This is a genomic window from Acidobacteriota bacterium (assembly GCA_009838525.1).
Classification (GTDB): Bacteria; Acidobacteriota; Vicinamibacteria; order Vicinamibacterales; family UBA8438; genus VXRJ01.
On the sequence record VXRJ01000022.1, the window covers coordinates 1 to 22,030 of the forward strand.

General features: G+C 68.8%; 20 protein-coding genes. 10 read left to right on the forward strand and 10 right to left on the reverse strand.

Translation table 11 applies throughout. The annotated features are described in order from the left end of the window. The 5 genes from F4Y45_10765 to F4Y45_10785 form a co-directional block, all read right to left on the reverse strand. The coding region (locus F4Y45_10765; protein ID MXY24989.1) for an ABC transporter permease at positions 1 to 1,960 on the reverse strand (1,960 nt) is incomplete at its 3' end. Positions 1,961 to 1,980: 20 nt separating this feature from the next. Continuing rightward, positions 1,981 to 2,649, reverse strand: a complete 669-nt coding sequence (locus tag F4Y45_10770; protein MXY24990.1) for an ABC transporter ATP-binding protein — start codon at positions 2,647 to 2,649, stop codon at positions 1,981 to 1,983. 28 nt (positions 2,650 to 2,677) lie between these two features. Beyond that, positions 2,678 to 4,099, reverse strand: a complete 1,422-nt coding sequence (locus F4Y45_10775; protein ID MXY24991.1) for an aldehyde dehydrogenase — start codon at positions 4,097 to 4,099, stop codon at positions 2,678 to 2,680. A gap of 25 nt (positions 4,100 to 4,124) precedes the next feature. After that, positions 4,125 to 4,646 (reverse strand): DUF4399 domain-containing protein, encoded by a 522-nt coding sequence (locus F4Y45_10780; GenBank protein ID MXY24992.1) that lies wholly within the window; start codon positions 4,644 to 4,646, stop codon positions 4,125 to 4,127. A 111-nt stretch (positions 4,647 to 4,757) separates the two neighbouring features. Further along, positions 4,758 to 5,861, reverse strand: a complete 1,104-nt coding sequence (locus tag F4Y45_10785; protein ID MXY24993.1) for a hypothetical protein — start codon at positions 5,859 to 5,861, stop codon at positions 4,758 to 4,760. A gap of 69 nt (positions 5,862 to 5,930) precedes the next feature. Between F4Y45_10785 and F4Y45_10790 the strand changes: the two genes are divergently transcribed. Beyond that, positions 5,931 to 6,398 carry an MOSC domain-containing protein gene (locus tag F4Y45_10790; GenBank protein ID MXY24994.1) on the forward strand — a complete coding sequence of 156 codons (468 nt, stop codon included), beginning with the start codon at positions 5,931 to 5,933 and terminating at the stop codon, positions 6,396 to 6,398. Between the two features lie 113 nt (positions 6,399 to 6,511). Here the strand turns inward: F4Y45_10790 and F4Y45_10795 are convergent, their stop codons facing one another. Both F4Y45_10795 and F4Y45_10800 read right to left on the reverse strand, forming a co-directional pair. Beyond that, positions 6,512 to 6,841 (reverse strand): 4a-hydroxytetrahydrobiopterin dehydratase, encoded by a 330-nt coding sequence (locus tag F4Y45_10795; protein ID MXY24995.1) that lies wholly within the window; start codon positions 6,839 to 6,841, stop codon positions 6,512 to 6,514. A gap of 22 nt (positions 6,842 to 6,863) precedes the next feature. After that, the gene (locus F4Y45_10800) at positions 6,864 to 7,685 is read right to left on the reverse strand and encodes an SDR family oxidoreductase (GenBank protein MXY24996.1); all 822 of its coding nucleotides are present in this window, start codon (positions 7,683 to 7,685) and stop codon (positions 6,864 to 6,866) included. A gap of 61 nt (positions 7,686 to 7,746) precedes the next feature. On the opposite strand from F4Y45_10800, the gene F4Y45_10805 reads away from it, so the two are divergent. Next, positions 7,747 to 8,670, forward strand: a complete 924-nt coding sequence (locus F4Y45_10805) for a bile acid:sodium symporter family protein (GenBank protein MXY24997.1) — start codon at positions 7,747 to 7,749, stop codon at positions 8,668 to 8,670. 20 nt (positions 8,671 to 8,690) lie between these two features. On the opposite strand, the gene F4Y45_10810 is transcribed toward F4Y45_10805, so the two are convergent. Then, complete coding sequence (locus F4Y45_10810; protein ID MXY24998.1) at positions 8,691 to 9,695, reverse strand: hypothetical protein; 1,005 nt, start codon at positions 9,693 to 9,695, stop codon at positions 8,691 to 8,693. A gap of 204 nt (positions 9,696 to 9,899) precedes the next feature. Between F4Y45_10810 and F4Y45_10815 the strand changes: the two genes are divergently transcribed. Further along, positions 9,900 to 11,612, forward strand: coding sequence for a bifunctional sulfate adenylyltransferase/adenylylsulfate kinase (locus F4Y45_10815; protein ID MXY24999.1), 1,713 nt, complete (start codon positions 9,900 to 9,902; stop codon positions 11,610 to 11,612). A gap of 185 nt (positions 11,613 to 11,797) precedes the next feature. Here the strand turns inward: F4Y45_10815 and F4Y45_10820 are convergent, their stop codons facing one another. Further along, positions 11,798 to 12,430: an RloB domain-containing protein gene (locus F4Y45_10820; protein MXY25000.1), complete on the reverse strand. Its 633-nt coding sequence runs from the start codon at positions 12,428 to 12,430 to the stop codon at positions 11,798 to 11,800. Continuing rightward, positions 12,427 to 14,124: an ATP-binding protein gene (locus tag F4Y45_10825; protein ID MXY25001.1), complete on the reverse strand. Its 1,698-nt coding sequence runs from the start codon at positions 14,122 to 14,124 to the stop codon at positions 12,427 to 12,429. Before F4Y45_10825 ends, F4Y45_10820 begins: the two co-directional genes overlap by 4 nt. Between F4Y45_10825 and F4Y45_10830 the strand changes: the two genes are divergently transcribed. The 7 genes from F4Y45_10830 (at position 13,972) to F4Y45_10860 (ending at position 22,029) form a co-directional block, all read left to right on the forward strand. Next, entirely contained in the window at positions 13,972 to 14,577 is a 606-nt protein-coding gene (locus tag F4Y45_10830; GenBank protein ID MXY25002.1) for a DUF4202 domain-containing protein, read from the forward strand. The genes F4Y45_10825 and F4Y45_10830 overlap by 153 nt on opposite strands. Positions 14,578 to 14,661: 84 nt before the next feature. Continuing rightward, positions 14,662 to 15,717 carry a sulfite exporter TauE/SafE family protein gene (locus F4Y45_10835; GenBank protein ID MXY25003.1) on the forward strand — a complete coding sequence of 352 codons (1,056 nt, stop codon included), beginning with the start codon at positions 14,662 to 14,664 and terminating at the stop codon, positions 15,715 to 15,717. 77 nt (positions 15,718 to 15,794) lie between these two features. Further along, complete coding sequence (locus tag F4Y45_10840) at positions 15,795 to 16,478, forward strand: phosphoadenylyl-sulfate reductase (GenBank protein MXY25004.1); 684 nt, start codon at positions 15,795 to 15,797, stop codon at positions 16,476 to 16,478. Between the two features lie 19 nt (positions 16,479 to 16,497). Continuing rightward, entirely contained in the window at positions 16,498 to 17,982 is a 1,485-nt protein-coding gene (cobA, locus tag F4Y45_10845) for a uroporphyrinogen-III C-methyltransferase (protein ID MXY25005.1), read from the forward strand. After that, positions 17,979 to 20,330 carry a nitrite/sulfite reductase gene (locus tag F4Y45_10850; protein MXY25006.1) on the forward strand — a complete coding sequence of 784 codons (2,352 nt, stop codon included), beginning with the start codon at positions 17,979 to 17,981 and terminating at the stop codon, positions 20,328 to 20,330. The genes cobA and F4Y45_10850 overlap by 4 nt, the downstream gene beginning before the upstream one ends. A gap of 14 nt (positions 20,331 to 20,344) precedes the next feature. Then, a complete protein-coding gene (locus tag F4Y45_10855) occupies positions 20,345 to 20,947 on the forward strand; it encodes a hypothetical protein (protein MXY25007.1) in 603 nt (200 codons plus the stop codon). Positions 20,948 to 21,102: 155 nt separating this feature from the next. Then, positions 21,103 to 22,029 carry a LysR family transcriptional regulator gene (locus tag F4Y45_10860; GenBank protein MXY25008.1) on the forward strand — a complete coding sequence of 309 codons (927 nt, stop codon included), beginning with the start codon at positions 21,103 to 21,105 and terminating at the stop codon, positions 22,027 to 22,029. Position 22,030: the final 1 nt, after the last annotated feature.

Sequence of the window (22,030 nt, forward strand, 5' to 3'; positions counted from 1 at the left end):
CCGGCGAGAGGGCGCGAAGCGTCCACGCGATCGACAGGAGCGCGGCCAGGATCCCGCCCGCCGCCCCCGCCGCCAGCGTGGCCGGCGACGGGTCCAGGGCGAGGCGCGTCGTGCCGACCGCGTCGATCCAGAGGGTCCGGAACCCAAGCATGATCAGCCAGGCGTAGGCAACCGCCCCGGCGACGCCGATGGCGCTGCCGGCCGCCGACAGCACGAGCGCTTCGCTCAGAAAGAGGCCCCGGATGGCGCGCGGCGTCCAGCCGGTGGCGCGCAGCAGGCCGAGCTCGCGAAGGCGCTGCTCGACCCCGAGGCGGAAGAAGAGGCTGGCGAGCAGCAGGGCCGACACCACCAGGAAGAAGCTGAAGTAGATGAAGTAGAGGCCGAAGTCGGTCGCCCCGGCGGAAGCCTCGAGGGCCAGCGTCCGCGCCGGGTAGACGACGAGGCCAAGCGCAAGCGGGTCGAGTCCGGCCCGGAGCGCGTCCTCCACCTCCGAGGCGGCGGCGTCGAGACCCGCCGCGCCGCCGTCCGCCGGCGTCAGGCGGACCGACGTGACCTGGCCCCAGCGCGATGCCCACAACTGCTGCCCCGCCGACAGCGGGATGAACGCCTTCGGCGTGGTGCGGTAGTCGTCCCAGTAGGTCTCGTCGGCGGGGCGGATCAATCCGAGATCGACCGGAAAAGGGGGATCCCAGTCGATGACGTCGGTCGCCTCCGTGATGCCGGGGTAGTCGGGCGTCAGGTCGGGATCCGCGGCGGCGCCCTCGATGGGGACGACGCCGGCGACACGCAGCTCGGCTTCGTGCGTTGTGAGAGCGCCCTCGTCCTCCCAGACGTAGTACTCGATGGAAAGGCTGTCACCGGGGCCTGCGTCGAGATCGTCCGCCGCCCACTGATTGAGGATCACCGGCGGCGGTTCCGTCGCAGCGCCGTCGGCGGGGGCCGGGGCGTCGAGACGGGCGAGGTCGCGGGCCGTGACTACGGAGTACGGGGTGATGCGGTCGCCGACCCGCAGCTCGTTCGCGAGGTACGACAGGATCGGCTCCGCCGCGAGACCCCGTGCGGCGGCAACGCTCTCGACCGCCTCGACGGTCGCGTCGGTCAGCAGGCCGGCGTCCGATTCGACGGCAACCGTTCCCTGTTCCGGGAGGGCGCGGACCCGCAGGCCCAGATCGGCGAGGGTCGCGGTGGCCCGGACCGCGGCCTCGGCGATCTCCTGGCGCACGGCGTCGCCGCCATCGTCAGCCGCCGCCGTGGCCGAAACGCCTCCCAGGAGCAGGGTATTGACCCGCCCCTCCGTCTCCAGCTCCTCCTGCAGCCGCGAAAGCGGCACGAATACCGAGCGGGCCAAGCCCTGCGCGGGACGGAACGAGAACTCCCCGAGGTCGGCCGCGGCGAGAACGCGCGTGACGCCGAGGCGGAGGGTCCGGCCCACGTCGTCGCGGCGGCCGTGGAGCGAACTGATCGGCACCGCCGAGGGCTTCTCGACACGGACGAGGAGCGCGTCCTCGAGCGCGACCCCCAGCTCGCCGGCGAGCCCGTCGCTGACGAACGCTCCGTTGCGGTCGAGGGCCAGGCCGCCGGGGTCGCGGTCATGGAACGTCCAGAAGCGGTCGTCTACCCCGTATACCTGGACGCCCGACGCGCGGCGGCCGCTCGCCTGGTGGGTGACGAAGCCCTCGACGGCAACCATCGGAACGACCGACGGGAAGTGGGCGGCCACGCCGTCCGCCGCAAGCAGCGCGCCGGCGGTCTCTTCACTGACGAAGCGGCCGGTGGTTACGACGCGGTCGATGGCGCCGAGCCGTTCCAGGGCCAGGGCCCGCAGGCTGGATCGGACCGACGTGCCGACCAGCAGCGCGCCGGCGAGGACGGCGACGGCGACGGCGACGCCGCCCACGACGGCCAGATTGGTGCGCCAGTAGTGGCCGAGATTGCGTCGAACGAGCGCGCGGACCACCATGGAATGCTCCGTTAGCGGCGCTATCCGCCCGCGGGCGTCAGCCGCTGACTGTCCAGGCGGTAGCGGATCGCGCACCGCGCCGCCAGATCCGGGTTGTGGGTCACGATCAGCAGCACACTGTCCTGCTGTCGGTGCAACTCGAACAGCAGGTCGGCGACCGTTGCGGCCGAATCACGGTCGAGATTGCCGGTCGGCTCGTCGCACAGAACGAGCGGAGGCTCCTGAATCAGCGCCCGCGCCAGCGCCACGCGCTGCCGTTCGCCGCCCGACAGCTCGGCCGGGCGGTGATCCATGCGGTCGGCCAGGCCGACCTCCTTCAGCAGCCCTTCCGCCCGCTCGAGCACCGCCGCGTCCGGCTCGCTCACCAGCGTCGGCACCAGAACGTTCTCCAGCACCGTGCACTGCGGCAACAGCAGGTGATCCTGGAAGACGAAACCCACCTTCGAGTTTCGGAACGCGGAGAGCTCGACGTCGTTCAGCGTGAACGGGTCGGTGTCTTCGAGCGTCACGTTGCCGCTCGACGGCGGCTCCAGCGCTCCGACGATGTAGAGAAGCGTGCTCTTCCCGCTTCCCGACGGCCCGACGATGGACGCGGCGTCACCGCGCCCGAGCGAGAACGAAACGTCGGTCAGGATCGGCAGCGGACCGCGGGCGGTAGGGTACGCTTTGGAAACGTTCCGGACGTCCAGCACGCGCGCCCCCCGCCCTTAGTAGGCCCTATGACGCCTTCTGCAGCGCACGCGGACGGAAGAGGAAGTCGACGATGTTGCCTTCGTGCGGCTGCAGCCAGTTCAGCCTGATGGTCGGAATCGGCCCCAGGTTCAGCCGGTCGATGTTCCGCGCGTCCAGCAGATCCTGCTCGAACGCGGTATCCGCGGTGAGGGCGGTCGCCACCAGCGTCGGGCCGATCGACCGGATCATCTTCGCCTGCGGGCACTCGACCACCGTGACGAACGGGAACATGTATTCCTTCTTCGCCATCGCCACATCGGGCGACGCGCAGTAGACGACGGTCGGGCGTAGGTAGTCGCACCGCTCGCGCTGCACGAGCCGGCCGTCCGGGTGGTGGGCCGCGGTCGTCTCCTCGACCCCCTCCTCGTTCAGCGCGTTGTCGATGTCGGCCGTAATCGCCGGCCCCTGGCCCGGCACCGTGAATGCGGCAAGGGCCGCGTCCGGATCCTCCGGAGGCAGGGGCGCGATGGGCCCCAGCCGCTCCGCCAGAGCCTGCGCGATGGCCCGCCCGTGCCGCGGCGTCCAGATTCCCGAACAGTTGATGCAGCTCCGGCCGCTGTTGATCAGCACGCTGTCGACCATCAGGTCGAGATGCTGCTCCCAGTTGTCCGCCTCGTCGTCGCCGAGCAGGATCTTCGAGAAGCCGGGACCATGCACCTGGACGCCGGGATTCCCGGCGTACTGCTCCACCGTCGCCGTGCCGCCGAAGATGAGACTGCGCGAGCAGTTGTTCAGCACCGCCGCCCCGACGTCGCCCAGCCCCGGATAGAGCGCGACCGACTCCTTCGGCACGCCCGCCTCGAAGAACGCCTGCGTCATCCGCCACGGCGTCCAGGGCTCCTGCGGCCCCGGCTTCAGCACCAGCCCGATCTGCAGCGGGATGATCGGCAGCCAGAGGCTGTGCACGCCGGGCGAGTTCGACGGCAGAACCATGCCGAGCACCGGCGTGGTCGCCTGGTAGCTCCGCATCACGCCATCCTCCTCGCCGAAGCCGCGGGCGAGGATGCCCGGGTCGAGCCGCCGCGTGAGCGACGCCAGGATGTCGTCGATGTGGTCGAGCACGTACCGCAGCTTCTCCATGTTCATGCGGCACATGTGCTCGGGGAGGCCGGTCGTCGCCGACTGTTGCCGCACGAAGTCGTCGGGCGTCTGCGTCCCGTCGCCAAGCGGCAGCTCGGCCGACGAGAAGAGCTCGGCGCCCTTCTTGACCATGGCGACCAGCTCGTCCGGCGGCACGTCGCGGAGGGCGGCGCGCGCACGCTCCGCCTTGCGCAGATCGCGCGCGACGATGCCCGGGTTGGCCTGACTCACCTCCGCCACCGGCTCGCCGGTGTCGAAGTGAACGACCTTGTCGACCTCAAGGCTCCGGTAGGGCTCGCCCCACCGGAGCGCGGGGAAATGAATCACGGCGTGTTTCGACGGCTGCGGACGGCTAGATGCCGTCGGCCACCTCGATGCTGATGGTTTCGCAGAGCCCTTCCTGGGTCACGTGGAGGTCGTCGCCGATCTGGACCGTCAGTTCGTAGGTCCCCGGCTCCACCTGCAGTGTGTAGGCGTTGGAGCCATCCCCGAAGTGCTGCCAGCCCTGGCCCTGCGGGATCACCTCGCCGACCGGCAGGCAGCCGGTGTTCAGACCGACGTGGTAGTGGCCCATACCGGGGCGCGGCGTGTCGTTCTCCGGGTCGAAGCCCTCCGGAATGGCCGAGATGGGATAGTTCTCCGCGCCCATCTCGATCTCGACGTCGTGGTCGCTGGACATCGCCTCGCCGTCGAGCGGGGCCACGAAGAAGACGCGCGGCGGTCCGCTGGGAGCGGCGTCCGCGGCGGGCTCTTCGGCCTCCATCTCCATTGGCTCTTCGGGAGCCATCTCACCACCGCCGCCGCACCCGGCCGCGGCCAGGGCGAAGATCGCCAGCGTGATCAGCAGGTTCCGGTTCAGCAGTTCAGTTCGCATTCTGGGTCTCGCTCCTTGCAATGGACGGCGTTGGTCCGTCCGTCGTTACGCTCGATCGCTGATTGCCCGCCAGGGCCGCGCGGGGCGGCCCCCTCATGATACCTGACCCCGTCAGTAGACGCCGACCGTGGTCGACGACGCGAGGGCGCTGAACGGGCGCACGCCGCTCACGCCGTCCCACGGATACTGATCGCAGGGCGGCTCGCGTTCTCCTTCGTCCCGCTCGAGGAAACGGGGGACGAAGAACTCCTTCGTCAACGTCGTCAACATCACCCGGCCGGTCTCGCCGTAGCCCACCACACGGTCGGCGTCGTCCGGATCCACCACCTGCAGGACGGCGCGCGGCTGTGGCGCGTAGTACGTGATCTTGTAACCCTCTTCCGCTCCGCTCGGCGGCGAGCCGGCAAGCCCCATCAGCGTGTTGCCGTACGTGGGAGTCATGTAGACCCCGTCGAGCAGTTCCTCGTGCGCGAAACGGTTCCACTGCGGCGTGAACTCCGTCCCGCCCGCAAAGATGCCCGTAATGCCGGTCTCCCGGATGCTCGATCCCTCGTCCTCGAGGCGGGTGGCAAGGGCCTCGATGAGCTTCGGGGTGGAGAAGAGGCACTTGATGTCGTGGCCGGCGGACAGCACCGTCAGGGCCTGATCGATGACGTGCGCCTGGTACGCCTTCAGGTGGTCCATCCATCCCTTCTTGATCAGCTTGATCACCCAGCGGGGATCGAGATCGACGCAGAAGCAGATGCCGCCGCGGTACTGCGCAAGATGCTCGACGGCGAGGCGGAGCCGGCGCGGGCCGCTCGGCCCCAGCATCAGCCAATTGGACCCCTTCGGGAAGCACTCGTCGGGGAGCGTCTCCGAGAAGAGCTCGTAGTCGGTCCGGAAATCGTCGATGGCGATCCGGCTCTTCGGAATGCCGGTCGTGCCGCCGGTCTCGAACACGTAGATCGGGCGGTCGGCGAACGCCTTCGGCACCCAGCGGCGTACGGGGCCGCCGCGGAGCCATTCGTCCTCGAAGTGGCCGAACTTCTTCAGGTCGTCGAAACCGTGCACTTCGCCGCGCGGATCCCATCCCGCCCGGCCGGCCCAGTCGAGCCAGAAGGGGCTCCCCGTCGCGGGGTCGAAATGCCACTCGACGACTTCGCGCACCCAGGCGTCGAGCGCCTCGCGCGGTGTGGCGGAACGCGTGTCGCTATCGATAATCGGTGCACTCATCGAGCGGGGATCTTACACTAGCGACAGGGGGCGAAACCCGCGCCGGAGGCAGCGCGGAGACGGATGAAGATGGCAGAAACGAAGGCGGCGGCCGGAACGGACGCGGGGCGGCTCGAACAGGTCTGGATCAAGCGGTTCCGGCGCGGGCCGATGGACCCGGTGCGGCAGGCTGAGCTGCGCGCGGGGCAGGGGCTCGTCGGGAATGCGGATCAGGGCGGCAAGCGGCAGGTGACGCTCATCTCGCGCGGTGAGTGGGATCGGGTGAGCGAGGGGATGGCGGATGACGTCGATCCCGCCGTCCGCCGCGCCAACCTCCTCGTCTCCGGCATCCGGCTCGAAGGCGCCCGTGGCCGCATCCTGCGCATCGGGTCGTGCCGCCTGCGCATCAACGGCGAAACCCGCCCGTGCGAGCGGATGGACGAAGCCGCCCCCGGGTTGCGGTCGGTCATGCGCCCGGCCTGGGCCGGCGGCGCTTACGCCGAGAGCCTGGACGACGGCACGATCACGCTGGGCGATCCCGTCTCGTGGGACGACTGACCGGGACGCCGGTCGGTGCGCCGGTCGGTACGCCGGTCGGTGCGCCGGCCTCCAGGCCGGCATCTATTGCCGGCGAGGACGCCGGCGCACCAATGCGTGGACGCCGGCGCACCCTAGAGCAGCGCGTCCGCCTTCGCGGCGAAGACGAAGTCGCTCTCCGTCAACCCGTCGATCTTGTGCGTCCAGATGATGACCTTCACCCGTCCCCACGCCAGATAGATGTCGGGATGATGGTCCTGCTGCTCGGCCATCTCCCCTACCTTCACGGTGAAATCGAGCGCCTGCCGGAAGTCGTCGAACTTGTACACCTTCTCCAAGTGGTGCCCCTCGACGACGTTCCAGTCGCCGCCCAGCCGCTCCTGAAATCCCGCCAGCTCCGCGCCGGCCAGCGGCGGCACGCCGCCCTTGCACGGAATGCACTCCTGCTTCGCCAGATCACTCATCAGTTCACTCCCCGGCCGTCCGCTAGGACGATGCCCGTTCCGCCGCCGCCAGCGAAGCGTCCCACGCCTCGCTCATCCGGCTCGACGCCAGCCACAATCCCCCATCCACCACCAGCGTCACCCCCGTCACGAACGACGCCAGATCCGAGCAGAGATACAACGCCGCGTGCGATACGTCATCGATAGCGCCCAGCCGCCGCAAGGGCGTCGTGCCGACGGTCCGCGTCTTGGCCTCGCCGACCAGCAGGCGCTTCACGCCCTCGGTGTCGGCAATGGGCCCCGGCGCGATCCCGTTCACGCGGATTCCGTAGGGGCCCCACTCCACCGCCAGCACGCGGGTCAACGCATCGACTCCCGCCTTCGCCGCTGAGACGTGCAACTGCGCCGCCGTGCCGAGATAGTGCAGCGTCGCGCTGATGTTCAGCACGCTGCCCCGCTGCGCCTTCAGGTGCGGCAGGGCGGCCCGGCACATGTGAAACGTCCCCTTCAGGTCGATGTCCACCACCGCGCCGAACCCGTTCGGCGAGAGGTTCTCCGCGAGGCAGAGGAAGTTGCCGGCCGCCCCGTTCACGAGGATGTCGAGGCGTCCGAACGCCTCGACGGTGGACGTCACCGCCGCCTCGGCCGCGGCGGGGTCCCGCACGTCGCCCGCCGCCGCGAATCCGCGCGCGCCGAGCGCTTCGATCTCGCCCCGCGCCGCCTCCAGCGGTTCCGCGCGCCGCCCGGTCACCGCCACGTCGCAACCATGCGCGGCCAGCGCCAGCGCCATGCCGCGGCAGATGCCGGACCCGCCGCCGGTCACCAGCGCCGCCTTCCCGTTCAACAGGTCTGCCTGAAACCCCATCACCCGTTCACCGCCTCCCCGCGCTTACCGCGCGTGCGCCGCGCACATACAATCCCCGGCATTGGGCCTGCTCGCGACCGCCACCAACGCCTTCCCTCTCTGGCTCATCCTCGCCAGCGCGCTCGCCCTCTGGCGTCCCGCGTCGTTCACCTGGTTCAGCGGCCCGCTGATCCCTCTGGGACTCGGCCTGATCATGCTGAGCATGGGGATGACCGTCGGCTTCGAGGATTTCCGCCGCATCGTGCGCGAACGCGCGAACGTCCTGCCGGGCGTCGCGCTCCAATATACGCTCATGCCGCTCCTCGGCCTGACCCTCGGCCTGGTCTTCGGACTTCCGGCGCCCTTCGCGGTCGGCCTGATCCTGGTGAGCTGCTGCCCGGGCGGCACCGCGTCGAACGTCATCGCGTTCATCGCCCGGGCCGACGTCGCCCTCTCCGTCACGATGACCACCGCCTCGACGCTGCTGGCCGCGCTCGCCACCCCGGCCCTCACCGCGCTGCTTGCCGGCAACCGGATCGACGTGCCCGTCATCGGCCTGCTGACCGACACCGTGCAGGTGGTGATCCTCCCCGTCGCGGCCGGCGCGCTGCTGAAGGCCCGCTTCCCGCGCGCCTGCGATCGCGTCCTGCCGGTCGCCCCGCTCGTCGCCGTCCTCGCGATCATCCTGATCGCCGGCTCAGTGATCGCCGGCAACCGCGAGCAGGTGATCGATGCCGGCCTGCGCCTGCTCCTGGCCGTCCTCGCGCTGCATGCCGGCGGCTTCGTCCTCGGCTACGTCGCGGGCCGCCTCTGGCTGAGGAAGGAACAGGCGGCCCGGACGGCCGCCATCGAAGTCGGGATGCAGAATTCGGGACTCGGCGTCGTGCTGGCGCAACAGAACTTCGCCAACCCCCTTACCGCCGTCCCCAGCGCCATCTCCGCGGTCCTTCACTCCCTGGTCGGGAGCGTGGCCGCCGCCCTCTGGCGCGCGCGGCCGCGGCGCTAGCAGCCCGTTGCCGGTCCTTCCTACTGGCCGCCCCCGGCGGCCTCCCGCTCCTCGAGCCGCGCGCCGGCCAGGATGCCCGGCATCGAGTAGTTCCCCTCGTGGCAGGCGTACTCGAAGATCGGATCCATGGTCGATTCATGCAGCAACTCGACCGTCCAGGGCTGGGTCCAGGTGTCAGGATCGTTCAGGGTGACCTCCTGGCGCAGGATGCTGGGGCTGATCCGCGTGAAGCGCTCCACCAGGTGGAGGTTCTCCGACGCGCCGCTGAAGCCGGTCTTCGGTGAGTAGTTCCGCGTCTCGACCACTAGCGTGTCGCCCTCCCAGCGGCCGCGTGCGTCGCCCGCCCAGAGCCGAACGTCCTCGTCGACATGGGGCCGGTCTTCGATCGGGATCAGCCGGCTGAAATGCCCCATTTCCTGGAAGATCGCCACGTGGGTCGGCGTCTGAAGCAACTGGAAGTAGCTGTTGTAGCCCGAACCCATGTTCGGCGCCTGGAAGTGGAGGCAGCGGTCGCCCAGCGTGCGATCTTCCGGGCCGTCGGACGGATGTTCCGCCCGGTAGGCGCTGCGCTCCGCGGCGCGGGCCTGGGCCGCGTCGGTCATCGCCGGAATGCGGCCGTTCGGCGGATCGATGACAAGTGAGGTGCGATTGTCGAGCTGGCGCTCCACCAGCCAGAAGGCGTTGTAGTTCCCGGTGATGACATCGAAGTCCTGGAACTCGGAGTTGCCGAGGGCCTGCTGAATGAGCCGGTCGCCCAACAGGTCGCCGGCCTGCTCGGCGTCGCGGAACTCGTCGATCCGCTGGGTCAGCTCGGCCAGCTCCTCGTCGGTCAGCGTCGCCTTCTCACCCAACTGCTCCGGGCGCTCCATGGGCGTCGCGCTGTTGTTCGCCCAGATGCCCGACAGGTCCGGCTGCCCCAATGCGTTGCGAGGCGCCGTGTAGTTGTCCTGCCCGAACGCCGCCGGCGCCAGCCCCGCCACGACCGCAGCCGACGCCACCCACACGACCAGATTACGGACACTCATGAGATCCTCCCAAGCCTTGGCGTCACACGCGCGACGCGCCAACGAACCGCCGCCCGAGGCGGCGAACGATCAACGATAGACCCTCCACCGCGCGAGCGCAATCGCACGCCCTTTCCGGGACTGCGTCCTTCCGCATGCTAGAGTTTCCGGTTCGAGACGACCCCGACCGCCAGACAAGGAGCAACCACGATCGTGCAGGACCACCTGATTACCCCTCATGGAGGGAAACTCGTCGATCTCTTCGCCACCGATGCCGACGGTGCCGGCCTGAAGGAAGCCTCCCGCGACTGGCCTTCGCACGACCTCACGGAACGCCAGCTCTGCGACCTCGAGCTGCTGGGCACCGGCGCTTTCTCTCCGTTGACGGGCTTCATGACGCAGCCGGACTACGACCGCGTCTGCGCGGAGATGCGCCTCGCCGACGGCACGCTCTGGCCGATTCCGATCACGCTCGACGTGTCGGAGGACCTCGCCGGCTCGCTCACGCCCGGGTCCAGGCTCGCCCTCCGCGATCCGGAAGGGGTGATGCTCGCCGTGGTCGACGTCGAGGACATCTGGCAGCCGGACCGCGCCGCCGAGGCGGTGGCGGTCTTCGGCACCGACAACCCCGAGCACCCGGGGGTCGCCCACCTGCTCGACCGGACCCATCCCTGCTACGTCGGCGGGCGCGTCACCGTGGTGCAGCCGGTAACCCACTACGACTACCGGCAGATCCGTCACACGCCGGCCGAGCTCCGGGCGCAGTTCGCAAAGCTGGGCTGGACGAAGGTAGTCGCCTTCCAGACACGCAACCCGATGCACCGGGCGCACCAGGAGCTGACCCTGCGCGCCGCGAAGGAGGTGGGCGCCGACCTGCTGATTCACCCGGTGGTAGGCATGACCAAGCCGGGCGACGTGGATCACTACACGCGCGTGCGCTGCTACCAGGCGCTGCTGCACCGCTATCCGTCGAACACGGCGCAGTTGTCCCTGCTGCCCCTCGCGATGCGGATGGGCGGGCCCCGCGAGGCGGTGTGGCACGCCATCATCCGGAAGAACCACGGCTGCACCCACCTGATCGTCGGCCGCGACCATGCCGGTCCGGGCAGCGATTCCGCCGGCAACCCGTTCTACGGGCCGTACGACGCGCAGGAGCTGCTCCGTACGCACGAGGCGGAACTGGGCGTCACGATGGTGCCGTTCAAGCTGATGGTCTACGTTCAGGACGCCGACACCTACCTCCCGATCGACGAAGTGGAGGAGGGACGGCGCACGCTCAACATTTCCGGCACCGAACTGCGCGAGCGACTCGCCGAGGGACGCGACATCCCGAGCTGGTTCACCTTCCCGGACGTCGCGGAAGAGTTGCGCCGGAGCCATCCGCCGCGCGGCCGGCAGGGCTTCACCGTCTTCTTCACGGGACTATCGGGTTCCGGCAAGTCGACCATCGCGAACGCACTCCTGGTGAAGTTCCTGGAGTTCGGCGGGCGGCCGGTAACGCTGCTCGACGGCGACCTGGTCCGGAAGAACCTGTCGAGCGAGCTGGGCTTCTCGAAGGAGCACCGCGACATCAACATCCGGCGCATCGGCTACGTCGCCTCCGAGATCACGAAGAACGGGGGCATCGCCGTCTGCGCCCCGATCGCCCCCTACGATGCGGTGCGGAAGGACGTCCGGCGGATGATCGAACCGCTTGGGGGCTTCGCCCTCGTCCATGTCGACACGCCGCTCGAGGTGTGCGAGCAGCGCGACCGCAAGGGCCTCTACGCCAAGGCGCGGGCCGGCATCATCAAGGAGTTCACCGGGATCTCCGATCCCTACGAGGCGCCCGCGGACGCCGAGGTGACCATCGACACGACCAGGCTGACCCCGGACGAGGCGGCCCAGCGCATCATCCTGCACTTGGAACGTCAGGGCTATATCAGCGCCGAGGAGTAGCGCGGACTCGTCGCGCGCTGGCCAGTGCCCTCGGGCGGTGCGCGGGCCGGTGCGCCAGCCTCCAGGCCGGCAGTGGTCTTCTCGGCGACTATGGCGCTCTCGCGAGGTGGAGAACCGCACGGCGTTCGACGGGGAGCTTGCCAACTCCGGCGAGTGTGGAGCAGTTACTACGGTGTGGGGAAACGTCACGGGACGGGCGCGGTGTCGAGTCCGTACCGGAGTCGATCTACCAGCCGCCACACGTCCGTGCTGGGGTTTGTTCGACGCGGAGAACCGTTGCCTTCGTGACGCGCGTCGAGTTCCCGTGCACGGTGCTTCGCCGTTTCGAAGTCGTCGATGAGGGTCATCCACGCGGTTTCGGGAATCCTCTTGCCACTCGTCAGGCCCAGCTCATGAGAACGTTGCTGGATATCACGACGGCTGATCCAGGCGGTCTGGTGACGAGCGTGCAGCACGAGCCAGAGTTCAATGCACGGGTTGGAGACTGCGACTTCGATACCGCTTTGCCCGGCATTGTGCACTGCCTGCGGAACGTTCGGGTGCTGGTCGACGTCGAACACGCACCAGATCTCGTCGAAGGCGGGGTCTCTTCGTCTTGGGCGTCCAGCTCGCGCGTGCTCTTGCGCCCGCCGGACGAGCGCATCGGGAGTCATGCCGCGGTCTGTAATCTCAACGAAGACCTTGTGTCGGTTGAGACGAGCCCACTCGGTGAGATAGCGGGGCTCCGTTACCTCACCCTCGGTGAGGATACGAAAGACGCGACGCGTTTCGCGCTTCACGTGGCGCCGACGCGGGTACCGGCCGGAAGGTCTTGTCATGAACCGTCCGCGTCGGCAAGCAGTTGGAACTCTGCCGGGTCCAGGACGGGAACGGCTCCGTAGCGCCCCTGAAGGTAGCGTTTTCCGAGCGCTTCGTCTCGCTTCGGCTGAAACTCCGCCAGCGAATAGAGCGTCGTTCCGCCGTCGACGTTCTTCTCGGTGAGCCATATCTGGTCTCGGCCCAGGGTGCGCTGGCTGCTGTCGCCGAGGATTGTCGGATCGTGGGCGTTGAAGACAAGTTGCGCGCACCACGGGTTGGTCTTGGGGTCGTGGAAGAGCCGGATGAACCGTCGTACGAGATGGGGGTGCAAGCTCGAGTCGAGCTCGTCTAACAGAAGCACGGATCCTCTACGTATTGTCTCTAGCAGCGGTCCGAGCAGGCTAACCCATGCCAGTGTTCCTTGAGATTCGTGCTCCGGATCAACGGAAACAGCGCCCTCCGTTCCCGCGTGGCTCAGACGCAGGAGGTTGCTGCGCAAGAAGTACTCATCCTGCGCACCAGCCGGCTCTTCTTCGAGTCCATCGAGACCGCGAAGCGCTCGCTGCCACTTTTCGGCGGCTTCCGCGTCGATAACGATTCGCTCGATGTCCTTGATGCCCAGGTCGGCGGCTTGCAGCAGGGGGACAATCGCTCCGCGCGCCTTAGGATGCGGGAGGAGCTCGGCTGTCTTGGCTATGCCCGCGCCCCGATTGTCGGGCGCCATTAGCCGAAGATTGTCGCGAAACCAGTCGAATAGGGGGCCGATCAGGGTGGTGACGCTTGAACGGGCGTTTACCGGGCCATCCGCGACAGCGCCGACGACTGACAATAGCAGCGCGTTCCTGCGCACGAGGCGTGCAAGCACGCGGCCGGACGAGCGAAAGGCGGGACCGAAGCTCGGCGTCCGATCATCGCGTTCTCTACGAAAGACCAGCGCCTGGCGCCCTTTCGGATAGTAGTAGGCGTACTCGTCGCGAACAGACTGGTCGTCGATTTCGAAGCCGTACTGCCAGCGCACTCCGTGGAGAATCAGGTCGATCTCGAACCGGGATGGCTGTTCGGCGCCGTGGTCGTGAAGGAGAAACGGCTGGCGAGGGAGCTTGGTTTCCTGATCCCCTTTGCGGAACGAACTCAGCACGACCGCGCGCATGTCCGCCATCGCCCGCAGGAACGCCGACTTTCCCGATGCGTTCGCTCCGAAGAGGCCTGCCGTGGGCAGCACGTTTGCTGGCCCCTGGATGCCGGCGACCTGCAAGCCCCTGACAACTTCCGCATCCGACAGCCTGGTGCCGATCAGCGACAGTGTTGCCTCTTCCCAGTAGGAACGTACATTCCGAATGGAGAAGGACAGCAGTGCGTTCGTTGGCGGAGGCGTGCCTACAAGGGTGTACACAGGCCCATTATCGCGGAAAATCCGCGATAATTGCAAAGTATAGCGCCGTTCTAGCTGGACATGGTGCGTTGAGGAATGACCTGTGAGTGACCGCCGGCCTCCAGCGCCCCGGCCGGTGCGCAAGCTGGTGCGCCGGCCTCCAGGTCGGCACTGGTATTCTCGGCGACTATGGTGCTTCTCTCCGACACCTCCACCCGCTTCCGGGACGCGATTCTCGGCTTCGACGCCGCCAACGCGGAAGATCCCAACACGGAGGTGGACGGCGGCGTTCCGCAGCCCAAGGAGCTCGTCTACGCCAATCGCATGACGGCCGCGCTCCACCGGTTCGCCCCCGATGCTCCCGAGACCGTCCGGCTCGCCGCCCGTTGCCAGCACATCCGGCGCTGGACCATCCCCCGCGGCGACTACCCGGAGGGCCGCGCCGGCTACCGGCAGTGGCGCACCGACCTGGCCGCCTTTCACGCTGATACGGCGGCCGAGATCCTCCGTGGCGTCGGCTACGACGAGCGGACGATCGCGCGGGTCCAGGCCCTCGTCCGTAAGGACCGCCTCAAGGCCGACCCCGACGTCCAGCTTCTCGAGGACATCATCTGCCACGTCTTCCTCACCCACTACCTCGCGGACTTCGCCGCGAAGCACGACGACGACAAGGTGGCCGACATCCTGAAGAAGACCTGGCGCAAGATGTCGGACGACGGACGCGCCGCGGTCACGTCCCTCGAACTGCCGGAGGCTGTCCGTTCCCTCGTGGCCCGGATCGCCGAGGTCAGCTGACGTTCCGCCGCCACTTGACTCCCGAGGTGCAGATGGGGCTACAATTCCCCTCACGCGCATGAACGTTCCGATCATCACCCCCGGCTGCGCCTGTTGTTGCTGCTGTTGTATGGGGCCCCACGGGGCTCCCCTGGGCGATGGTCGTACGCGTTCGGATGCATCGATGGCGTAAGCGAAAAGCAGACATCAGACGACGCGCGACAGACTGAAAGCCCGGGGGGCAACGCCCTTCGGGCTTTTTTTGTGGCCGCGTCGAACGATAGAACGGATGAACGGAACGCAGATGGTGAACGGGACGGCCAGGGCGACAAACGGCAGCGCGCCTCGCGGTGCGAGGGTTTCCGCGTGACCGAGATCGCGCCCGCCCTGATCGGCTTCGTGGTCGGCCTGCTGGTCGGAGCCACGTCCACCGGCGGCGGCGCGCTGCTGACGCCGGCGCTGATCCTGATCGCGCGCGTGCCGGCGCCGATCGCGATCGGCTCCGACGTGCTCATCGCGAGTGTCATGAAGCTCTTCGGGGGCGGCTTCTACGCGCTGCGCCGCGAGGTGCACTGGCCGACGGTGGGACGCCTGGCCCTCGGATCGATTCCGGGCGCCGTCGTGGGGCTCGCCATTCTCGGTGCGCTGCCGGTGGCGCAAATCGACTACTGGCTGACGCGCGCCCTCGGCGTCGTGCTGGTGCTCGCGGGCGGTGCGCTCTGGCTGCGCGTCCATTTCACCGGAAAGTTGCGGTCCGCGACACAGCCGGCGACGCGCGTGACGGTCGCGATCGGCTTCGTTGTCGGCGTGCTGGTCGCGACCACGAGCGTCGGGAGCGGTTCGCTTCTGCTCTGTGCGCTCGTCCTCGCTTATCCCCTCGGCGCGCGGACGACGGTCGGGACCGACCTGGTCCATGCGCTCTTTCTGTCGGCGGCGGCGACGGTCGGTCATGCCGCGGCGGGACGCGTCGATCTGGCGCTGGCGGGGCTGGTGCTTGCGGGCGCCATCCCCGGCGTCCTGCTTGGGGCGCGGATGTCGGTCGCGGTTCCGGAGCGCGTCCTGCGCGCCGGTCTCGCAACCGTGCTGCTGTTGCTCGGCATTCATCTGGCGACGTTCGGTGGAACGAACGACCTTTGGCTGGCGTACGGAGGCATTTGGTGAGCACGACGGTTCTGGAACGGGCGGAACGGCTTGACAACGGGTACGCGGAAGAAAACGACCTGGCGACGGTCGCCGCGATGCTGGAGGGAGTGGCCCCGGAGGACGTGCTGCGCTGGGCGGTGGACGAGTATGCCGACCGCCTGACGTTCGCCACCGGGTTCGGTCCGGAGGGTTGCGTGCTGATCGATCTGATCGGACGCCATGCGCTGCCGATCGACATCTTCACGCTGGACACCGGCCTGATCTTCGACGAGACGCGTGATCTGTGGCAACGACTCGAGGCGCGCTACGGGCTGACGATCCGCGGCGTGAAGCCGGCGCTGGCGGTGGACGAACAGAACGCCGTGTACGGCGATCGGCTCTGGGAACGCTCGCCCGACCGCTGCTGCGCCATGCGGAAGGTGATCCCGCTCCGCGAGGAACTGGCGAACGTCGATGCCTGGATCGCCGCCATCCGCCGCGATCAGACGCCGCAGCGCGCAAGCGCGCGGACGGTCGAGTGGGACGGCAAGTTCGAGATCGCGAAGGTGAATCCGCTCGTCACGTGGACGTCGAAGGATGTCTGGCGTTACCTCGTGAAGCACGACGTGCCCTACAACCCGCTGCACGACCGGGGCTTCCCCAGCATCGGCTGCTGGCCGTGCACGACCTGGGTCGCGCCGGGCGAGGACGAACGGTCGGGACGTTGGCGGGGCACCGCGAAGACCGAGTGCGGCCTGCACGCGGCACCGGAACCGACCACCCCGCCGGCGGGCCCGTGACGCAGGATTCGAACAACCGATGCAGCTCTTTCCCGCGTTCCTGAAGCTGAACGGCCGGCGCGTGCTGGTCGTCGGCGGCGGCGGCGTTGCCGCCTCCAAGCTTCGGGGGCTGCTCGACGCGGGAGCCAGGGTGACGGTGGTCGCACCGGCCATCGTCGATGCGATCGCCTCGATCCCCGACATCGCGGTGATCCGTCGCCGGTTCGAGCCGTCGGACCTCGACGGCGTCTGGCTGGTGGTCGCCGCCGCGACATCCGAAGTGAACCGCGAAGTGGCGCGCGCCGCCGGCGACCGCCGGCTCTTCGTCAACGCGGTCGACGATCCGCCGAACGCCAGTCTCTATCTCGGCGGCGTCGTGCGCCGCGCCGGCGCGACGATGGCAATTTCGACCGACGGAAGGGCGCCGGCGATCGCGGGGCTGCTCCGCGAAGGACTCGACGCGGTCCTCCCCGAGACGGATCTCGAGCGCTGGCTCGCCGAGTCGGATCGACTGCGCGCCCGGTGGCGGCGGGACGGCACGCCGATGGAGGCGCGGCGGCCCGAGCTTCTGGAAGCGCTCATCGCGCTGTACGGACGGGACGGCCAGGACGGGCGACCGGAGGCCGGCATGGATGCCGGCGGACCCGGGAGCGCCCCGCCGGCGCGGACGCCGGCGCACCCTGGCGGCGGCTTCGTCTCGCTGATCGGCGCCGGACCGGGCGATCCCGATCTCCTCACGGTACGCGGGGCGCAGTGTCTCGCGGAAGCGGATCTCGTGCTGTACGACGGGCTGGTACCCGAATCGACGGTCGGTCTCGCCACCCGCGCTCAGCACTTCAGCGTCGCCAAGCGCGCCGGGCGGCCGGCGGTGACGCAGGAGACCATCCACCGTCTGATGATTCGGGGCGCGCGGCGCGGCAAGCGGGTAGTCCGGCTGAAGAACGGCGACCCGTTCCTGCTGGGGCGCGGCGGCGAAGAAGCGCTGGCCCTGGCGTCGGCGGGCGTGCCTTTCGAGGTGATCCCGGGCGTGACGTCGGCCGTGGCGGCGCCGGGCCTTGCCGGGATTCCGGTCACGCATCGCGGCATGACGACGGGATTCACCGTCGTGTCCGGACATGCGCCGGAGGCCTATGAGCCGATCCTGCGCGGCGTGGCGCCGGAATCGATGACCCTCGTGGTGTTGATGGGACTGCGGAACCGCGAGCGGATTGCGCGGACGCTTCTCGATGTCGGGTGGCGGCCCGACACGCCGGCTGCCGTCGTCCTGGGGGCGGCAACCCCCGGCATGGCGACCTGGCGCGGTCGGTTGGACGCGCTGGCCGACGAGCGGTTCGAACCGGCGGGCGAGGCAGGCGGGGCGAGCCCGGAACGCGGTAGCGAAACGCCGGCGCCGGGGACGATTGTGGTCGGCGAGGTGGCGCGGCTGCGGCTCCTGATCGGAGCGGACGCGGAGCGTCGCGGCGACGGGGAATTGGATGCCGAAGGGGCGGCCGGAAGACGCCGCGCCGGGGGGCAGGTGCGATGAACTGGAAGACAGAACTGGCGGAACGGATTCCGGCGGATCTCGGCGCGGAGATCGATCTGTTCGAGAGTCAGATCGAGCTTCGGCGCCAGGGAAAGATCGACGAGAAGGTCTTCGCCGAGACGCGGCTGCGCCGGGGCGTTTACGGGCAACGCTACGACAACGGACAGCGGAACGACGGAACCGGCCCGAAGCCGCTGCAGTATCCGGCGGACAAGCTGACCAAGGGCCCCGACACCGTCTGGGACGCGCCCGGCATGCAGCGGATCAAGATCCCGATGGGACTGCTCGACCCCGAGCAGATGCGTACGCTCGCCGAGCTTGCGGACGAGTACAGCGACGGAGTCTGCCATGTGACGACACGGCAGGACATCCAGCTCCACTTCGTCCATATCGACGACACCCCCGACATGATGCGCCGCCTCGCGGCGGTCGGCATCACGACCCGCGAGGCATGCGGGAACACCGTCCGCAACGTCACCGCCTGCCCGCTCGCCGGTGTGTGCCACGGCGAGACGTTCGACGTCACGCCCTACGCGGTGGCGTGCATGCAATTCCTGCTCGGCCACCCCGACACGCAGGACTTCGGCCGGAAGTTCAAGGTGGCTTTCTCCGGATGCCGCGACGAGGCGTGCGGCCTGGTGGCGATGCACGACCTGGGGCTGATCGCGGTCACGAAGACGGAGAACGGCGTCGAGCGTCGCGGCTTCGAGACTTACGTCGGCGGCGGGCTCGGCGCGGTGCCGTACCAGGCGAAGCTGTTCGATCCGTTCCTGCCGGTCGAGGAGTTGCTGCCGACGGCGCAGGCGATCGCGCGCGTCTTCGCCCGCATGGGCGAGAAGAAGAACCGCGCCCGGGCGCGGATCAAGTTCCTCGTCGCCCAGCTTGGAATCGAGGAGTTCCGGCGGCTCGTGCTGGAAGAACGGGCGGGGCTGCCGGAGGATCCGCGCTGGACGGCGTACGTCGCGGACGCGGCGGCCGGCACTCCGGACGCGGCGGCCAGCACTCCCGATGCGGCGGGACCGTCCGCCGACGCGACTCGGGGCCCATCCGGCGTCCCGGTGTCGCTGCGCAACGGAAACGGCAGCGCCGACGCCGCCCGGCAGCGACTGGACGGATGGGCGCGGACCAACGTCTACCGCCAGCGCCAGGCGGGCTACGCCGTCGTCACCGTCACGCTGCCCCTGGGCGATCTCACGTCCGCCCAGATGCGTGGCCTGGCCACCCTCGTCGAGCGCTACGCGAACGGCGAGGCGCGGGCGACGGCCGAGCAGAACATCGTCCTGCGGTGGGTGCGGGAAGCGGATCTCGGAGGGCTGTACGACGGGCTGCGGGCAATCCGGCTGGACAGCCCGGGCGCGGGGACGATCACCGACATTACCGCGTGCCCCGGAACCGACACGTGCAAGCTGGGCATAGCCTCTTCACGCGGCCTGGCGGCGGAGCTGGCCAATCACCTCGGGGGGCAGGACGAGACGACCGACCCGGCCGTCCGCGGTCTCCGGATCAAGACCAGCGGCTGCTTCAACTCGTGCGGCCAGCATCACATCGCCGACCTCGGCTTCTACGGCGTAAGCCGGAACGTCCGCGGCTACGCCGTCCCGCACTTCCAGGTGGTGCTGGGCGGGCAGTGGACGGAGAACGCCGGGTCCTACGGACTGGCCTCGGGCGCGATTCCGTCGAAGCGCATCCCGGAGGTGATCGACAGAATCACCAGCCGGTTCGTCGCCGAGCGGCGGGAGAACGAGACGTTCCAGGACTACACGCGGCGGATCGGCAAACGTGAGCTGCGCGAGATGTTCGCCGACCTCGCAACCGTCCCGCCGCACGACGACGACCCGTCCTTCTATTCCGACTGGGGCGATCCGCGCGAGTTCACGTTGGGTGACATGGGTGTCGGCGAATGCGCCGGCGAAGTGGTCACGCTCACCGAGTTCGACCTCGCGGCGGCCGAGGCGCAGATCTTCGAAGCGCAGTTGAAGCTGGAGGAGGGCTCGCCGGCCGAGGCCGACGCACTCGCCTATCGGGCCATGCTGCTGGGCGCCCGCGGGCTGATCAAGACCGAGTTCATCGACATCGGGGACGACGCCGACACGGTGGTGCGCGAGTTCAGGACCCGCTTCTTCGACACCCAGGTCTTCTTCGACAAGTACGCCGGGGGGAAGTTCGCGATGTACCTCTTCCGCCGGCATGGCTCCGGCCCCCGCGAGACCGGAGAAACCGTGCACCACCTGATTGAAGAGGCGCAGCTCTTTCTCGAAGCGTGCCATGCCTGCGCCGCCCGACTGGCCGCACGGCCGGCCGGCGGCGTCGGCGCGGCGCCCGCCGCCGCGGGGTCGCCGACCGCCTGAGGGCGGCAAGTCCCATGGCGCAGGCCGCCCACGTGGCTCACGCAATCGACGTCGACGCCATCGAGCGCTTCAGCCTCAAGCTCTTCATCGCGGAGGGCCGTGCGGTCCGTCCGCGTGAGATCATCGATATCTTCCACGAGTGGATCCGCGAACGGGCGGTCCCCGGCCTGCTGATCGATGTCGCCGACTACGGACACCTGCCCGAGTCGCCGAACGTCCTGCTCGTAGCCCACGAGGCGAACTACATCTTCGACTGCCACCGGCGCGCCGGCTTCGCCTACACGATCAAGCGGAAGACTCCCGGCTCGTTTGCCGACCGCATCGCCGACGCCGCGAGCACGCTCTTCTTCGCCGCCCGGCGCCTGCAGCAGGACACGGCGGACGACCCGGACGGAGCAATACCGTTCCAGGTCGATCGAATCGAGCTTGTCGTCAACGACCAGTTGCACGCGCCGAAGACCGCCGGCGTGGAGCGGGCCCTGCAAGGAGCCGTCGAACAGGCGGCACGGCTCATCTTCGGCGAGACGCGTGTGGAATCGGCCCCCCTCGCGGACGGCGGCCGCACCGGCGTCACGCTTCGCATCCCGAACGCGCCGGCCCTCGAGACCCTCGTCTAGCTGGAACCGGGGTTCGCCGGCCTCCAGGCCGGCAAGAGAACAGTCAATGCCGGCGTGGACGCCGGCGCACCTGGCGCGAAAGGCGGCACAGCGCCTATTAGCATTAAAATAACTAATGCTGATAGCGCTTGCTATTAGCCAATGCCGCGTCTAGAATGGCCGTTCATCCCATGCAGATCGAGGCCCTCAGTATCTATTGCGACGTCGTCCGGCACCAGAGCTTTTCGCGGGCCGCGCTCGCCAATTCGGTGTCGCAGTCGTCGGCCAGCCAGACCGTGCGGCAGATCGAGCGGCGGATCGGCGCGCAACTGATCGACCGGTCCCGGCGGCCCTGGCGGCTGACGCCCGAGGGCGAGCTCTTCTTCAAGGGATCCCAGGAGATCGTCGAGCGGTATCGGGAGCTCGAGGAGTCGGTACGGCGAAAGACGGACCGGGCCGGACACACCGTGCGCCTGGCGTCCATCTACTCGGTCGGCATGCATGACCTGAACCAGTACGTCGACCGGTTCCGCGCGGCGGAGCCGGGCGCGCACGTCGACATCGACTACATGCACCCCGACGAGATCCCGACCTGCATCCAGAGCGATCAGTACGACCTGGGATTGCTGGCGTTCGCGGCGCCAGGACGCGACCTGACGGTGGTGCCGTGGCAGGAACAGACGATGATGGTCGCCTGTCCGCCGTCGCATCGCTTCGCGAGGCGGAATTCGGCCATCGGACCATGGGAGCTGGCCGGCGAGGCGTTCGTGACGTTCGACCGGGGACTCCCGGTGCGCCGCGAGCTCGACCGCTACCTCAGGCGGAACGAAGCGGACGTCCAGGTCGTGGCCGAGTTCGACAACATCGAGAACATCAAGCAGGCGGTGGAGGACGGCGCAGGCGTCGCCATCCTGCCGGAACCGACCCTCCGCCGCGAGGTGGAACTGCACGCGCTGGTCGCCGTGCCGCTCGATACGCTCGACGGCGAGGCGCCGTTCGTCCGGCCGCTCAGCATCGTCCATCGTCGCGGACGCCGGCTCAGTCCGGCGGTGACCGAGTTCATCCGGGTGCTCCGACAGGCGAGCGCCGAACAGGCCGCCTGAG

Coding starts and splice junctions, on each gene's coding strand:
- F4Y45_10790 (MXY24994.1), top strand. CDS start 5,931: ATGGCAGAAACGAAGGCGGCGGCCGGAACGGACGCGGGGCGGCTCGAA.
- F4Y45_10785 (MXY24993.1), bottom strand. CDS start 5,861: ATGAGTGCACCGATTATCGATAGCGACACGCGTTCCGCCACACCGCGC.
- F4Y45_10810 (MXY24998.1), bottom strand. CDS start 9,695: ATGAGTGTCCGTAATCTGGTCGTGTGGGTGGCGTCGGCTGCGGTCGTG.
- F4Y45_10830 (MXY25002.1), top strand. CDS start 13,972: ATGGTGCTTCTCTCCGACACCTCCACCCGCTTCCGGGACGCGATTCTC.
- cobA (MXY25005.1), top strand. CDS start 16,498: ATGCAGCTCTTTCCCGCGTTCCTGAAGCTGAACGGCCGGCGCGTGCTG.
- F4Y45_10840 (MXY25004.1), top strand. CDS start 15,795: ATGCTGGAGGGAGTGGCCCCGGAGGACGTGCTGCGCTGGGCGGTGGAC.
- F4Y45_10850 (MXY25006.1), top strand. CDS start 17,979: ATGAACTGGAAGACAGAACTGGCGGAACGGATTCCGGCGGATCTCGGC.
- F4Y45_10820 (MXY25000.1), bottom strand. CDS start 12,430: ATGACAAGACCTTCCGGCCGGTACCCGCGTCGGCGCCACGTGAAGCGC.
- F4Y45_10800 (MXY24996.1), bottom strand. CDS start 7,685: ATGGGGTTTCAGGCAGACCTGTTGAACGGGAAGGCGGCGCTGGTGACC.
- F4Y45_10795 (MXY24995.1), bottom strand. CDS start 6,841: ATGAGTGATCTGGCGAAGCAGGAGTGCATTCCGTGCAAGGGCGGCGTG.
- F4Y45_10855 (MXY25007.1), top strand. CDS start 20,345: ATGGCGCAGGCCGCCCACGTGGCTCACGCAATCGACGTCGACGCCATC.
- F4Y45_10860 (MXY25008.1), top strand. CDS start 21,103: ATGGCCGTTCATCCCATGCAGATCGAGGCCCTCAGTATCTATTGCGAC.
- F4Y45_10780 (MXY24992.1), bottom strand. CDS start 4,646: ATGCGAACTGAACTGCTGAACCGGAACCTGCTGATCACGCTGGCGATC.